The organism is Bacillus sp. S71 (genome assembly GCF_016625265.1).
GTDB lineage: Bacteria > Bacillota > Bacilli > Bacillales > Bacillaceae_G > Bacillus_A > Bacillus_A cereus.
Window position 1 is genome coordinate 325,927 of the sequence record NZ_JACVUW010000001.1, and the last position, 15,154, is coordinate 341,080.

Genomic DNA, 15,154 nt, shown 5'->3' on the forward strand with positions numbered 1-15,154 from the left:
TCCAGTAAAAACCACTACATCTCTACATCATTTTCATAATAAAACCAACTCCCCTAAATGAAGTTGGTTAATAATCCATTAAACCGTAACCATAAATAATTGAAACAATTACACCCACTACCAATATACCTGGAAGTAAATTTGCCACCTTGATTTTAATAATACTAAGCAAGTTCAATCCAATAGCAGATATCATAATGCCGCCCGTAGCCGTCATCTCCACTATAAATTGGTTCATTAATTCTTTCGGGACAAAACTATTAATTTGTGTTGCAAAAACTGCAATACCACCTTCATATAAAACAACTGGAATCGCCGAAAATACTACGCCAATTCCAAGAGTTGTCGTTAATATAATAGAAATAAATCCATCGATAATCGCCTTTGTAAATAAAACATCATGATTTCCGCGAATCCCACTGTCAAGTGCACCAAGTATCCCCATCGCGCCAATTGCAAAAATTAAAGTAGCTGTTACAAAACCTTCTGATATGCTACCTTTCCCTTTCGATCCAACTTTATTTTCTAGCCAATCCCCTAAATGTTTTAACTTTTCTTCTAATTGTAACCATTCTCCAATTACCGTACCAATCACTAAACTCAGTATGACAACAAGAAAGTTTTCACTTTTTAATGCCATTTGAAGCCCAAGCACAGTAACCGCTAAACCGATTGCGTGCATTATCGTCCCTTTCATACTTTCTGGAATCCTACTAAATAATTTACCAAGTAAAGTACCAAATATAATACAAATCCCATTTACAACTGCTCCTAATATAACCATTTCTCATTCTTCACCCTTCGAATTCTTTATTTCTATATTTTGGTTTATACATTGATTTACAGGTTATCTATATGTTAACTTAATATTGAGAATATTAACAAATGTTTTCCACTACATAACCCGCTATTTTTTGTAACTTTAATTACCTTTAATAGATTCAGTGTTAATTTAATTGCGGGATAATATTAAAAGGGAAGGTATATATGAAAACTTTACTAAAACGATTTTTGTTAATAGCCTTTTTCATTACACCGATTGTTTTATTAATCAATTACTCTTTTATTTCAAAAGCAAAAGACAAACCCGATTTGCAAAACAAATCTAGTAAAACCGCTTCAAAAAGCGAAAAGAAAATAGAAGACCAAGAAATCACACTCACCTTCTCTGGTGATACAATGTTTGATTGGCAATTACGTCCTATAATCGAAAAGAATGGGGCTGATTACCCATTTCAACATGTAAAAGAAGAAATAAAAAAAGCTGATATTTCTTTTGTGAATTTAGAGTCGGCATTTACAACGAAAGAAAAGAAAGCACCTGGGCAACTGTTTTGGATTAAAAGTGATCCATCTACACTACAAGCTATTAAAAACACTGGATATGACATCGTAAATATTGGGAATAACCACACACTTGATTATGGGCAAGATGGATTATTAGATACGATTTCTCACGTAGAAAAATTAAAGTTCCCTTACATTGGAGCCGGAAAAAATGCGAAAGATGCATATACAGCACGAGAAATGACCGTAAAAGGGAAAAAGTTTAAATTTCTTTCCTTCGTTCGATTTATGCCTGATTCTAATTGGGTAGCTGGTGAGAATAAACCTGGCGTTGCGAATGGCTATGATTTAAATCTTGTAACAAAAACAATTAAAGAACAAAAACAAGATGCAGACTATTTAATCGTCTATATGCATTGGGGCGTTGAAAAATCAAATCGTCCGGTAGAATACCAAAAGCAATATGTACCTAAAATGGTTGAAGCAGGAGCTAACGCAATTGTCGGAAGCCATCCACATTGGTTACAAGGGTTTGAGTATTATAATAAAGTTCCTATCGCTTACTCATTAGGTAACTTTTTATTCCCGAGTTATGTGAATGGGAAAAGCGCTGAAACTGGCGTATTAACTTTAACTTTTAAAGGAAAGGATGTCCAAATGTCATTCAATCCTTATATCATTCGCAACAACCAAGTTTCCCCTGTAAATGAGGGAGAAAAGAAAAAAGCTCTTCAATATTTACAAACAATTTCAACTGATGTAGAAATTGATGATACAGGGAAAATAAAAACCAAACGAAACTAGACAGCTCAAGATCTATTTCTCTGTAATATACTTTACAGAATAGGTGATAAACATGCTGAAAGACTTATTAGAAAATGTAAGTTTGTTAGAGAACGTTTATAAAATGTCTATAGCAATCCTACTTTTATGTTCCTTTTATTCTGTGAGACTATTTAAAAAATAAAGCGAGAGAGAAATCTTACTCCTTTTGAATTTACAATGCATGTAATCATTCGTATTGCGATACTCTTTTGGTTAGCTAGCTTTATTCTTCTTGAATTTAATGAGTACCTAGTTTAACTATAAAAAAGATAGAACAAGCACTATATTCCCTCGCTTGTATCTATCTTTTTTATTTATATTCTAACTCTTTCCTTCTATTAAATAAGCAAATCAAACAAAACAGGGTTTTTATTAAGTTCCATAAATTGAATATTATTTTCTTTAAAGCGAGTAATTAATTGCTCATAATCTTCTTTATGTTTTAATTCTACGCCGACTAATGCTGGACCATTTTCTTTATTATGTTTCTTAATATACTCAAAGCGCGTAATGTCATCTTCTGGTCCTAATCCTTTATCAAGAAATTCTCTTAGCGCACCTGAACGCTGCGGAAATTCAATGATAAAGTAATGTTTCAGTCCTTCATACATGAGCGAACGCTCTTTCATTTCTTGCATTCTATCAATATCATTATTTCCACCACTTAGCGTACATACAACTGTTTTACCTTTTATTTCATCTCTATATAAATCAAGCGCTGCAATAGAGAGTGCACCAGCCGGTTCAGCTACAATCGCATTTTTCTTATACAGTTCTAAAATCGTCGTACAAACTTTCCCCTCTGGTACTAAAACAATGTCATCAATTACATCTCTACAAGTTTCAAAAGTTAACTTTCCTACCTTTTTAACCGCTGCCCCATCAACAAAACTATCTATTTTCTCTAATGCGACATTATCATTTTGAAGAAAAGCCTCTTTCATAGATGCAGCTCCCATTGGCTCTACACCAATAACCTTTGTAGTAGGACTAACACCTTTTACATATGTACCAACTCCTGATGCTAATCCACCACCGCCAATTGCTGTAAAGATATAATCAACTGATTTCTCCATATCATGCATAATTTCAACTGCCACTGTCCCTTGACCTGCAACGACATACGGATCATCAAACGGATGAACAAATGTCATCTTATTTTCTTCACAATAGCGCTGTGCTTCTTGGAAAGAGCTATCGAATGTATCACCAACTAATACAATCTCTGCGAAATCACCACCGAAAAATTGTACTTGTGATACTTTTTGTTTCGGTGTTGTTGTGGGCATAAATATTTTTGACGTAATCTTCAATAAATTACACGTATAAGCAACTCCTTGCGCATGATTACCAGCACTTGCGCAAACAACACCGTTTTGTAATTTTTCTTTCGGTAAGCTTTGAATTAAATTGTACGCACCACGAATTTTGAAAGAGCGAATTAATTGTAAGTCTTCTCGTTTTACATAAACGTCACAATCATATTTCTCAGATAAAACTGTATCACGTTGTAACGGTGTTTTAATAACGATATCTTTCATGCAATTATGCGCCATTAAGATATCTTCAATTTTCACTCTCTCCTTTACCTTTTGCACCATTATATATCATCCTTATCTCTTTTAAATTGGCTCAATCAAAATGTGGGATTTTCAGAACAGCCCCTGTATTCGCCGATGTTACCATTTGTGCGTAACGTCCAAGCCAGCCAGTTTTTACTTTCGGTTCTGGTCGTTGCCATTCTTTTTTACGCTTATCTAATTCTTCATCACTCACTCTTACTTCTAGCAAGCGTTCTTCAACATCAATACATACAATATCCCCTTGTTCAAGAAGTGCAATCATCCCGCCAGCTGCTGCTTCTGGTGAAATATGTCCTACTGAAATTCCACGTGAAGCTCCAGAGAAACGTCCATCCGTTAATAATGCAACCTCAGCACCTAATCCCATTCCAGCAATTGCTGATGTTGGGGCTAACATTTCTGGCATACCAGGGCCACCTCTTGGTCCTTCATAACGAATGACAACTACATCTCCTTTTTTCACTTTCCCAAGCATAATGCCAGCAAGTGCCTCATCTTGTGAATTAAAAATAACGCAAGGTCCTTCAAAACGCTTTACTTCTGTTGCACCGCTTTTAATAACTGCTCCATCTTTCGCAAGGTTGCCTTTTAATATACGCAATCCTCCTTCCTCACTATGAGGGTTTTCGAGAGAGTGAATAACTTCCTTATCTTTAATCTCTGCCTCAGCAATATTTTCTCTTAATGTTTGCCCAGTAGCAGTTATTCGATCAAGATGAAGTACTCCTTCTTTCCGGCTCATCTCTTTCAAAATTGCACTAATCCCGCCCGCACGATCAATATCTTCCATATGCCAATTTGAGGCTGGACTTACTTTACATAAATGAGGTACACGTCTTGAAACTGCATCAATACGGTTCATATCATAATCTAGTCCTGCCTCTTGTGCGAGTGCTAGCGTATGTAATACTGTATTCGTTGATCCGCCCATCGCCATATCAAGTGCAAAAGCATCGTCAATTGCTTCTTCTGTTACAATATCACGTGGCTTAATATCTCTTTCAATTAAAATTTTCAATTTCTCTGCTGCTTGTTTAATTAACTCTTCGCGTCTTGGATCAATTGCTAAAATACTCCCGTTACCAGGAAGAGCTAAACCTAACACTTCACATAAACAATTCATAGAGTTCGCGGTAAACATACCCGAACAAGAGCCACAAGATGGACAGCCATGATCTTCAATATCTTTTAATTCTTCTTCTGAAATTTTCCCAGATTGATAAGCTCCTACTCCTTCAAAAACGGAACTCAGATCAACAACTTCTCCTTTAGATGTTTTTCCTGCTGCCATCGGGCCGCCTGAAACAAACACAGTCGGAATATTAATACGTAGTGCAGCCATCATCATACCTGGTGTAATTTTGTCACAGTTTGGGATACAAATCATGCCGTCAAACCAGTGTGCATTTACAACCGTTTCTACTGAATCTGCAATAATTTCACGACTCGGAAGAGAATAACGCATACCGATATGTCCCATCGCAATACCATCGTCAACTCCAATTGTATTGAATTCGAATGGTACCATACCTGCCGCGCGAACTGCCTCTTTTACAAGTTTCCCAAACTCGTTCAAGTGTTTATGCCCTGGAATAATTTCAATAAAAGAATTACAAATCGCTATGAAAGGTTTATCAAAATCTTCATCTTTCAAACCAGTTGCTTTTAATAAACTACGGTGCGGTGCTTTATCAAAACCTTTTTTAATCATGTCACTTCTCATCTTGTCAAATCCCCTCTTACATATTTTTCATTTATACTCTCTTACTCTATTTCTTTACTAATTCTTTCGGTGCATGAATCCAGCTCATCATTTCACGAAGCTCTGCTCCCACTTTTTCTAATTGATGATTTTGTTCTGCTTTTTTCATTGCGTTATACGTCGGACGCCCTGCTTGATTTTCTAAAATCCATTTCTTCGCAAATTCACCTTGCTGAATTTCTGTCAGAACACGCTTCATTTCCTTCTTCGTTTCATCTGTAACAATTCTCGATCCTGTTACATAATCTCCAAACTCTGCCGTATCTGAAATAGAATGGCGCATAGTCGTTAATCCACCTTCGTACATTAAGTCAACAATTAGCTTTAATTCATGCAAACATTCAAAGTATGCAATTTCAGGACGATATCCACCTTCCGTTAACGTTTCGAACCCGGCCTTCACAAGTGCAGTTACCCCGCCGCAAAGTACAGCTTGCTCACCGAATAAATCCGTTTCGGTTTCTTCTTGGAATGTCGTTTCAATTACCCCCGCACGTGTACACCCTACACCTTTTGCATAGGCCAGTGCTACATGTAGCGCTGTTCCCGTCGCATCTTGATGCACTGCGACTAATGCTGGAACACCATTTCCCTCTTGAAATACACGGCGAACGAGATGACCTGGACTTTTTGGCGCGACCATCGCTACATCTACGTAACTTGGCGGATTAATTTGTCCGAAGTGAATGTTAAATCCATGTGAGAAAAGTAACATTTGTCCTTCACGAAGATTCTCTTCTACCTCTGCTTTATACACATGAGCTTGCTGTTCATCTGGCAATAACATTTGTACAACTTGTGCGGTTCGAACCGCTTCTGAAACAGACATTACTTCAAATCCATCCGCTTTCGCTACTTCATACGACTTACCAGGACGAACACCAACTACAACCTCTACACCAGAATCACGTAAATTTTGTGCTTGCGCATGACCTTGTGATCCATAACCAACTACTGCAACAGTTTTTCCTTGTAATAACTCTACATTTGCATCTTTTTCATAATATGTTTTCATATTCCATACACTCCTTATAATTTATTTACTTGCAGAACATCAATTAATTTTTTCAACTGACTAACAAGTAATGTCGCTTCATTTTCAGTACAAACTGCTGTGAGTTTCATTTCAGAAACACCACTAGTATCTCTTTCTTTTAAATGTAAAGAAGAAATATAATAACCACGCCGAGCAAAAATCCCACTTATACGTAATAAGACGCTTGGCTCGTTATGAATAACGAGTGAAAAAGTATGACTCATTCTTCCCACCTCTTCATAATCATTTCGTTATTCCCTTTGTTTGGCGGAACCATCGGAAATACGTTTTCACCTTCTTCTACACAAAAATCAACTACGACAGGACCTTCGTGAGCAAATGCTTCTAACATCACTTGTTTTGCCTCGGTTGAATTTGTTGCTCTTAATCCCTTTACTCCATAAGCTTCTGCTACTTTCACAAAATCTGGTGATCCAATTTTTGATTCTGATAAACGATTTTCATAAAACATTTCTTGCCATTGCCTTACCATCCCTAAAAATTTGTTATTTATGATAAATACTTTTACAGGGATGTTATTTTCAGCAATTGTTTGTAGTTCTTGAATGTTCATTTGAAAAGAAGCGTCACCTGCAATACAAATGACAAGTTCTTCTTTTTTAGCTAGCTGAGCACCAATTGCTGCTGGAAAACCAAACCCCATCGTTCCTAATCCTCCAGAAGTAAGGAACGTCCGAGGTTTTCTTGCTTTATAGAAGTGAGCAGCCCACATTTGATGCTGACCTACTTCTGTTGTGACAATCGCTTCACCATTCGTTAATTCACTTACTAAGTTGATTACATGCTGTGGTTTTAACTCAGATTCTTTTTGCTTATAAGAAAGTGGATATTCTTCTTTCCATGTCTTTACTTTCTGAAGCCATTCGTCTGTTTGTGTATAAATAGACATATGTAACAGCATGTATAACGCTTTTTTTACATCACCAACAATCGGATGTTCTACAGTTACATTTTTATGAAACTCAGAAGAATCAATATCAATATGTACTTTTTTCGAGTGCGGAGAAAAAAGTTCTAATTTTCCTGTTACACGATCATCGAAGCGAACACCTAATGCAAGTAGTAAATCACAATCTGTTACCGCCATATTAGCAGCGTATGTCCCATGCATACCAAGCATCCCTAGAAACAATGGATCATCCGGTGGATATGCACCAAGTCCCATTAAAGTTGAAACGACTGGAATACGGTTCTCCCTTGCGAATTCGAAGAGTTCATCGGATCCACCTGAATGAATGACACCTCCTCCAATATAAAGAAGTGGACGCTTAGATTTTGAAATTGCTTTAGCCACCTCTCTAAGTTTCATGTTGTCTGGTACAAGTTCTGGTTTGTACCCCGGAATATCAACTTCTTCATTAAAGAAACTGGTGACTTTTGCATTTTGAACATCTTTTGGAATATCAATTAATACTGGTCCCGGGCGCCCGCTTTTGGCGATATAAAAAGCTTCTTGCACAATTCGTGATACATGATTCACATCACGAACCTGGTAATTATGCTTCGTAACAGGTACTGTAATTCCGACAACATCCGCTTCTTGAAATCCATCTTTACCAATTAAAGGCGTTGCAACTTGCCCGGTAATGACAACTAAAGGAATCGAATCCATATAAGCGTCTGCTAAACCCGTAACTAAATTTGTCGCCCCTGGGCCAGAGGTAGCAAAGACTACCCCAACCTTTCCAGAAGCTCTCGCATATCCTTCAGCCGCATGAATGGCAGCTTGTTCATGACGAGTTAAAACATGTTTCAAACCACTTTCGTATAACGCATCGTATACTGGTAAAATCGCTCCGCCTGGATAGCCGAAAACGGTCGTTACACCCAATTTCTTCAAACATTGAATCACGTGCCCAGCGCCTGTCATTTCTTCATACTGTAATTTCTCATACGCTGTATACTGCTGCTTCATTTCCATTAACTCCTCTCCTTATTTACGCTAAGCTTTCCGTCAGCCCGGGAACACGTACTCCTCTTTCTCTCGTTAATTTTTTAAATTCTTCGGTCAATTGTTTCGTTACACTTCCTGGTTTCCCATCTCCAATTTCTCTGGAATCAACTTTTACAACTGGAATTAACTCCGCTGCTGTTCCTGTTAAAAATACTTCATCCGCTACATATACATCATGGCGAGTGAACGGTCTTTCCTCACACGGAATACTCAGTCGCTCACATAGCTCGATAACACTATTTCTCGTAATACCTTCTAATGCTCCTAAATAGGATGGCGGGGTTAATACTTTTCCATCTTTCACAACGAAAACATTATCACCAGAACCTTCACAAACATATCCTTGTTGATTTAACATAAGAGCCTCTAACACTCCTGCTTGTGCTGCTTCAATTTTTACAAGTACGTTATTTAAATAATTCATTGACTTAATACGTGGATCTAACGCATCTGGCGTATTACGTCTTGATGCAACCGATACAACGCTTAGCCCATTATCATAAAATTCTTGTGGGAATAACTTTAATTGTTCTGCAATGATAATTACGCTCGGCTTCACACAACTTCTCGGATCGAGCCCTAAGTCACCTTTTCCTCTTGAGACAATTAAGCGAATGTAAGCATCAGTATATTCGTTTTTTTGGAGTGTATGTAAAACTGCTTCTTCCATTTCTTCTACCGTCATTGGAATTGTTAGTAAAATAGATTTCGCTGATTCATACAATCGTTTCACATGTTCTTTTAAACAAAATACATTTCCTCCGTAACTACGAATCCCTTCAAATACACCGTCTCCGTATAAAAAACCGTGATCATATACTGAAACAACTGCCTTTTCTTTTTCTACAAATTCCCCATTCATGTAAATGTACTGGTTTCCCATCTCACATCGCTCCTCTTTTTTTCTCTATTTTTTGCAATCTATTTCTACATCGATTGCTGAGATGAGTATTTTTAACAGAATATTCAGTATATAAACCTTAAAAATATACTCGTCTCAACAATCGATTACTTACATACTTGTAGCAATCCATTGCTGAGACGAGGGAATCGTGTTACCACTCAGCTTCCTTATACTTCTCACGAAATATAAGCTCTGCAAGTCCAATTAGACTTTTGTTTTTCTATCGGGAACAACCCCGCTACTTTTTACTAGTTTTCAAAAGTAGTGCTCCAAGGTGATTTTCAATGAGTGAATTGTTACCACCCTCACAGCCTCGGGGCAGCTCTCTGAAACAATCTTTATCATTTACTCTCCTCTTCTACGCATTCTCTTCTTCTATTTTTAAAAATAAAAACTCTCGCCTCAGCAATCAACTACTACAATTTAGTAGCTTTGATTGCTGAGGCGAGAGTTTCGCGTTACCACTCAGCTTCCTTATACTTCTCACGAAATATAAGCTTTGTAGGTCCAATCAGACCTCCGTCCTTTTACCGGAGACGATGCCGCCGCCCTCTACTCAGTTTCCCTTTCGCAAGCGATGCTCCGAGGTGATCTTCAATGATTCGATTGTTACTACCCTCACAGCCTTGGAGTAGCTCTCTGAAACGATCATAATCATCTACTTTCCTCTTCTTTGCATATACAACATATAAAGTTAGAAAATTCTTAATTAACTTTTATTTGTTACACGTATTATAGGACGTTGTTCTTTTCCTTGTCAACATGTTTTTTCAAAAAAATCAAAATTCATTCTATTTATTTTTTCTCAAATCAAAATTGGAATGCATTACTTACATACACTCATATATTACTTAAGTATGTTTGCATTACTACATAAAGAAAAACTTATAAAGTTTATGAGGAGATGAGGAAACTATGTTAAAAGGGAAAGTAGCGTTAGTTACAGGAGCAAGCCGAGGAATTGGACGAGCAATCGCTAAACGTTTAGCAAATGACGGTGCATTGGTTGCTGTTCATTACGGTAATCGAAAAGATGACGCTGAAGAAACTGTTCATGAAATTCGATCAAATGGTGGCCAAGCTTTTTCTATCGGCGCAAATTTAGAATCCTTACACGGTGTAGAAAACCTTTATAAAGCTTTAGATACTGAATTACAAAAGCGCACTGGTGAAACACAATTTGATATTTTAATAAACAATGCTGGCATTGGTCCTGGTGCTTTTATTGAAGAAACGACTGAACAATTTTTTGATAGAATGTTTTCAGTAAATGCAAAAGCACCATTCTTTATCATTCAACAAGCACTGCCACGTTTACGTGACAATAGCCGAATTATTAATATTTCATCCGCTGCGACCCGCATTTCTTTACCTGATTTTGTTGCATATAGTATGACGAAAGGCGCTATTAATACAATGACTTTTACGCTAGCAAAACAGCTTGGAGCACGAGGAATAACGGTGAATGCAATACTTCCAGGATTTATTAAAACAGATATGAATGCAGAACTCTTGAGCGACCCGATGATGAAGCAGTACGCTACTACTATTTCCGCTTTCAATCGCTTAGGTGAAGTAGAAGACATTGCCGATACTGCTGCATTCCTTGCTTCTCCAGACAGCCGCTGGGTTACTGGACAATTAATTGATGTGAGCGGAGGATCTTGTTTGTAAAAAACATATATTTTCAAATCTTTTTTATTGCGCAATAAAACAATTTATATAATACTATATAAAACATATACATTTAGGAGGATTACAGCAATGTCCGAAAAAACATACGAACTCGCAACCTTCGCAGGTGGTTGCTTTTGGTGCATGGTAAAACCATTTGATGAACTTCCTGGTATTCATAAAGTACTTTCTGGCTATGCAGGAGGTCATGTAGAAAACCCAACATATGAACAAGTAAAAGCTGGAACATCTGGACATTTAGAAGTTGTTCAAATTACATTTGATCCTTCTATTTTTCCTTATCAGAAATTACTAGACTTATATTGGCCACAAATCGATCCAACTGATGATGGCGGACAATTTTTTGACCGTGGTCCATCTTATCGTACCGCTATTTTTTATCATAACGAAACACAAAAAAGGCTTGCTGAAAAATCAAAACAAGCTCTTGCAGAAAGCGGTATGTTTAAAGATCCAATCGTGACTGAAATTCGTCCTGCTGCACCTTTTTACGAAGCAGAGGAATACCACCAACATTTCTATAAAAAGAATCCAGAGAAATATGCTACTGAGCAAAAGGAATCTGGTCGTGAAGACTTTATAAAAGAAAATTGGCAAAAAAAATAATAAAAACGCATCGTGCTTTTTGAGTACGATGCGTTTTTATTTTTGATAAAAGTACCATACAATTAATAGAACAATTGCTGTTAGTGACCAAAGTACTATCTCGTTTTTCACTCTATTCTTTTTCTTAGTCATTTCATTCCCTCCTAATAACTATTAAACATATTCAATTTTTTCTTTGTTTAATTGTCCATCTTATATACGTGAATACATCCTTACAAATTCTAATAGCAAGACCACCAATAATTCCGATTGCAATGGAAATTACTAGCATCTGTCCAAAACTAAAAGAATTTGTGTACATTATGTAGAGAACGATACATATAAGTAAAACATCCGGTAAAGAAAGTAAAAACCTTTTAAGCATTCCTTTATCTCCTCTATACTTTATTTATATCTTCTACTGTAATTTTGAAATAAAATTTGTTCAAAAATCCCATTTATACCCTCATTTTATGAAAAATAATAAGAATCCCTTTTCAAAAGAGATTCTTATTCAGCAGATTTAAGTTTAATTATTTTCTACATATCCTATTCCATAATGACTCCTAAAATAGAATAATATTACTAATGATTTATTGTAAATTGACTATTTGCCAGGCAACCGAATGTCGCGCCAGCTACCTACATCGCATTGGCCAAATTCATTATTACCTACCGCGATCACCGTGCTGTCTGATTTTAGTCCGACTGTATGTGCACAACCAGCCGCTATCGCTACAATATCTCTCCAATCACTTACGTTACATTGACCATACTCATTCCAACCCACTGCCACCACGGTACCGTTTGATTTAAGTCCGATTGTATGATTCGTACCAGCCGCTATTGCTACAATATCTCGCCAGCCACTTACATCACACTGGTTATGTTTATCATTCCCCACTGCTGTCACCGTACCGTCTCGTTTAAGACCAACAGTATGAAGATACCCAGCCTTGACCGCTACAATACCTCGCCAGCTACTTACATTGCATTGACCATATCGATTATTCCCCACAGTCGTCAATGTGCCGTCCAATTTAAGACCGACTGTATGCCAGTCACCCGCTGTGACTGCCACAATACCTTGCCAACTGCTTACATTGCATTCTCCTTCTTTATTTCGGCCCACCGCTACTACCGTGCCATCCGATTTCAGGCCAATAGTACGACGCCACCCTGCCGCAACCGCTACAATATTATGCCAATCGTTTACATCACATTGTTCATGCTTATTCCAACCCACTGCTACCGCAGTACTATCACATGTAAGACCGATTGTATGAGCATTACCCGTGTTCGTTGCCATATGAACATTGCCCACTGCGACTGCTTCAATATCTCGCCAGCCACTTACATTACATTCCCCTTCTTTATTCCGGCCCACCGCTACTACCGTGCCATCCGATTTCAGGCCAACTGTATGACAACGCCCCGCCGCTATCATATCTTTGGGCCATCGCTTCACTTTTTCTTTCGATAAAAGGTAATCCATGTTTTACCTCCTTGCATATAAGCAACTGTATCATAATAGATATTTTTATCAAATTTCATTATAAATCTACATTTACAAAGAAAGCTTATTTTACTTCTTCAAAAAATAAAAACCTCCAGTTTAAATACTAGAGGTTTTCTCGTTATTTCTTCAAGCGTTCAATAAAATCGTTCAATTTATCTAGCGATTTCATATTCTGATTGCAAGCTACACCATCTTTGCAAATGTAGTTTCCCTTTTTAACGAAAGTTCCTGGTACATCGCCTTTAATTTCAACTAAAAACATTCCTACTTCTTCATGTCCATGACATAACGAACAAATGCTTTTTTTATTTAAACTTTGGAACGTTCCTTGCAGACCAACAAATTTATTTTTATCATTTTTCGCTATAATAAATTTCCTGCTTGACCCCTTATCAATCCAGCTTAAATAAGATATTTCTTTCATATCCATTTCTTCCATATCAGGAAGTTTTAACTTTTTCGCTTTAGGAAATAATTTTTTTAATGTTTGTGCTGTAACTTCTTGAAACGGAATTACATACGGATTTATTTTCATTAAAAATGATTCTGCATCTTCTCTATTTTGAACTGTTAATACCGTATCAATTAACTCTTTCTGTTCATCCGTTAAATTCTCAAATACATGTATTATCTTTTCAATCGCAAGCGATTTTAACGCTTGAATTACACCTCTATCATTTGCCGTTGCATGCCCGTTTGCTAAAATATAAGCTTGTGATTTTATAAAATTATATTGATCACTTCTAATAAACGCTTCCATCTTTATCACTCCATACAAATTGTTGATCTAGTTTTATTGTATACAATGATTACGTTTTTTGATATGTAAAAGATAACTTAGAAACAAACATTACATATATCACTTATTCTCTACCGCTGCATTTCCTGACAAAAGAAGCCATCATCTGTTTTCCATTCCGCATATAATACGTCTTCAAATTTAGTAATTCCTTTTTGCTTTATTTGTTTATAAAGCCATCCTTCATCAAATCCCGCTTCCCTCAAATTATCCTTAACTACTTTTCCATCACTAATTAATGAAATTGGTAAGTATACAGGCTTATGTTTTAAACTTAAATCATTTATAGTAGGAGATTCGTATTTACTTTTTTTCAGAACGCTTATGTTTCCGTTCGGTTCCAATATCATATATTCAACTTCTCTGATTGAAAATATATCTTTTTGTTGCCTAAGCATTTGTTGTAATTGGTTTATATCCAAATGATTTACGCTTAATTGTTCACGATCAATCTTTCCGTTACGAATAATAATTGAAGGATACCCTTCAAAAAACCTTCTTGTTCCTCTTACTTTTTGTGTTATCACTTCTATAGTATAAATTAAAATTACCCAAACAAATACTGAATATAAAATAGACCATACTTTAATTTTAGGATCATATATTGAATTTCCAACGAGCTCACCTAGGACGATTGCAGAAATAAAATCAAATGGCGTTAGCTGAGATATTTGTGTTTTCCCTAATATTTTTGTAGCAATTAATAGAACAAAAAAACCAACTAAAAGCTCTATCGTTATTTGTCCAATATGATTCATATATGTTCACCTTTCTACTTTTCAAGTGCTCTGTATACCATTTAATAAAAAAAACGGCACATTTTTTCTATTATCATGCCCGTTCACACCTCATATATCCAATACACATAAAACAAAAAGAGTCTGATTCAAAGTAATATATGAATCAGACTCTTTTCCTCTTATTTAGAATACACAATCTTTTTAATCGTTTCCCCAGAAAGAAAATATTCTTCTGCAAGTTGATGAATAGCAATCCCACTTTTAAACGCTTCTTTAATTGCTTTATTTCTTTCATCTAGTTGTTTTCTTCCGCCAGATCGTGTACCCCATTTATAATGTTTCGTTTCTTGTTTCGGAATATAAATTGTTTCACCTTGTATATACTTTTGAATTTCAGTAATTAAATTCTCTGGTAAAACAGCATTAGCTTTTACGTATTTCATT

Annotated in this window: 15 protein-coding genes, 1 pseudogene and 1 other annotated feature; of the genes and pseudogenes, 4 read left to right on the plus strand and 12 right to left on the minus strand. The window is 36.3% G+C overall.

Annotation, left to right across the window (positions count from 1 at the left end):
• Positions 1-67: 67 nt before the first annotated feature.
• Positions 68-784, minus strand: coding sequence for a DUF554 domain-containing protein (locus IBT51_RS01505; protein WP_078993440.1), 717 nt, complete (start codon positions 782-784; stop codon positions 68-70).
• Between the two features lie 203 nt (positions 785-987).
• On the opposite strand from IBT51_RS01505, the gene IBT51_RS01510 reads away from it, so the two are divergent.
• Both IBT51_RS01510 and IBT51_RS01515 read left to right on the plus strand, forming a co-directional pair.
• Positions 988-2,091: a CapA family protein gene (locus tag IBT51_RS01510; protein WP_088021942.1), complete on the plus strand. Its 1,104-nt coding sequence runs from the start codon at positions 988-990 to the stop codon at positions 2,089-2,091.
• A 52-nt stretch (positions 2,092-2,143) separates the two neighbouring features.
• A pseudogene (locus tag IBT51_RS01515) lies at positions 2,144-2,370 on the plus strand (hypothetical protein).
• 80 nt (positions 2,371-2,450) lie between these two features.
• Here the strand turns inward: IBT51_RS01515 and ilvA are convergent.
• Genes ilvA through ilvE form a run of 6 tightly spaced genes read right to left on the minus strand, consistent with a single transcriptional unit; the run spans position 2,451 to position 9,351 of the window.
• Positions 2,451-3,713 (minus strand): threonine ammonia-lyase IlvA, encoded by a 1,263-nt coding sequence (gene ilvA, locus IBT51_RS01520; RefSeq protein ID WP_088021943.1) that lies wholly within the window; start codon positions 3,711-3,713, stop codon positions 2,451-2,453.
• Between the two features lie 31 nt (positions 3,714-3,744).
• Complete coding sequence (gene ilvD / locus IBT51_RS01525) at positions 3,745-5,418, minus strand: dihydroxy-acid dehydratase (RefSeq protein WP_200457941.1); 1,674 nt, start codon at positions 5,416-5,418, stop codon at positions 3,745-3,747.
• A 46-nt stretch (positions 5,419-5,464) separates the two neighbouring features.
• The gene (ilvC, locus tag IBT51_RS01530) at positions 5,465-6,472 is read right to left on the minus strand and encodes a ketol-acid reductoisomerase (protein WP_000861143.1); all 1,008 of its coding nucleotides are present in this window, start codon (positions 6,470-6,472) and stop codon (positions 5,465-5,467) included.
• A 14-nt stretch (positions 6,473-6,486) separates the two neighbouring features.
• Positions 6,487-6,717 carry an ACT domain-containing protein gene (locus IBT51_RS01535; RefSeq protein WP_000019909.1) on the minus strand — a complete coding sequence of 77 codons (231 nt, stop codon included), beginning with the start codon at positions 6,715-6,717 and terminating at the stop codon, positions 6,487-6,489.
• The gene (gene ilvB / locus IBT51_RS01540) at positions 6,714-8,429 is read right to left on the minus strand and encodes an acetolactate synthase large subunit (protein WP_200458014.1); all 1,716 of its coding nucleotides are present in this window, start codon (positions 8,427-8,429) and stop codon (positions 6,714-6,716) included. Before ilvB ends, IBT51_RS01535 begins: the two co-directional genes overlap by 4 nt.
• Before the next feature lie 22 nt (positions 8,430-8,451).
• Positions 8,452-9,351: a branched-chain-amino-acid transaminase gene (gene ilvE / locus IBT51_RS01545; protein WP_000528161.1), complete on the minus strand. Its 900-nt coding sequence runs from the start codon at positions 9,349-9,351 to the stop codon at positions 8,452-8,454.
• A 151-nt stretch (positions 9,352-9,502) separates the two neighbouring features.
• Positions 9,503-9,742, minus strand: a binding site (T-box leader).
• Between the two features lie 545 nt (positions 9,743-10,287).
• Between ilvE and IBT51_RS01550 the strand changes: the two genes are divergently transcribed.
• Complete coding sequence (locus IBT51_RS01550; RefSeq protein ID WP_053564772.1) at positions 10,288-11,046, plus strand: SDR family oxidoreductase; 759 nt, start codon at positions 10,288-10,290, stop codon at positions 11,044-11,046.
• A gap of 90 nt (positions 11,047-11,136) precedes the next feature.
• On the plus strand, positions 11,137-11,673 hold the full coding sequence (gene msrA / locus IBT51_RS01555) for a peptide-methionine (S)-S-oxide reductase MsrA (protein WP_200457942.1): 537 nt from the start codon (positions 11,137-11,139) through the stop codon (positions 11,671-11,673).
• Positions 11,674-11,836: 163 nt separating this feature from the next.
• Here the strand turns inward: msrA and IBT51_RS01560 are convergent, their stop codons facing one another.
• From IBT51_RS01560 to IBT51_RS01580, 5 genes are all read right to left on the minus strand, one after another.
• Entirely contained in the window at positions 11,837-12,037 is a 201-nt protein-coding gene (locus tag IBT51_RS01560) for a hypothetical protein (RefSeq protein ID WP_000919314.1), read from the minus strand.
• Between the two features lie 222 nt (positions 12,038-12,259).
• Entirely contained in the window at positions 12,260-13,147 is an 888-nt protein-coding gene (locus IBT51_RS01565) for an RCC1 domain-containing protein (RefSeq protein WP_200457943.1), read from the minus strand.
• Positions 13,148-13,289: 142 nt separating this feature from the next.
• On the minus strand, positions 13,290-13,931 hold the full coding sequence (locus tag IBT51_RS01570; protein ID WP_000387074.1) for a FusB/FusC family EF-G-binding protein: 642 nt from the start codon (positions 13,929-13,931) through the stop codon (positions 13,290-13,292).
• 110 nt (positions 13,932-14,041) lie between these two features.
• On the minus strand, positions 14,042-14,728 hold the full coding sequence (locus tag IBT51_RS01575; RefSeq protein WP_001015543.1) for a DUF421 domain-containing protein: 687 nt from the start codon (positions 14,726-14,728) through the stop codon (positions 14,042-14,044).
• A 161-nt stretch (positions 14,729-14,889) separates the two neighbouring features.
• Entirely contained in the window at positions 14,890-15,153 is a 264-nt protein-coding gene (locus IBT51_RS01580; RefSeq protein WP_053564774.1) for a CD3324 family protein, read from the minus strand.
• Position 15,154 lies beyond the last annotated feature (1 nt).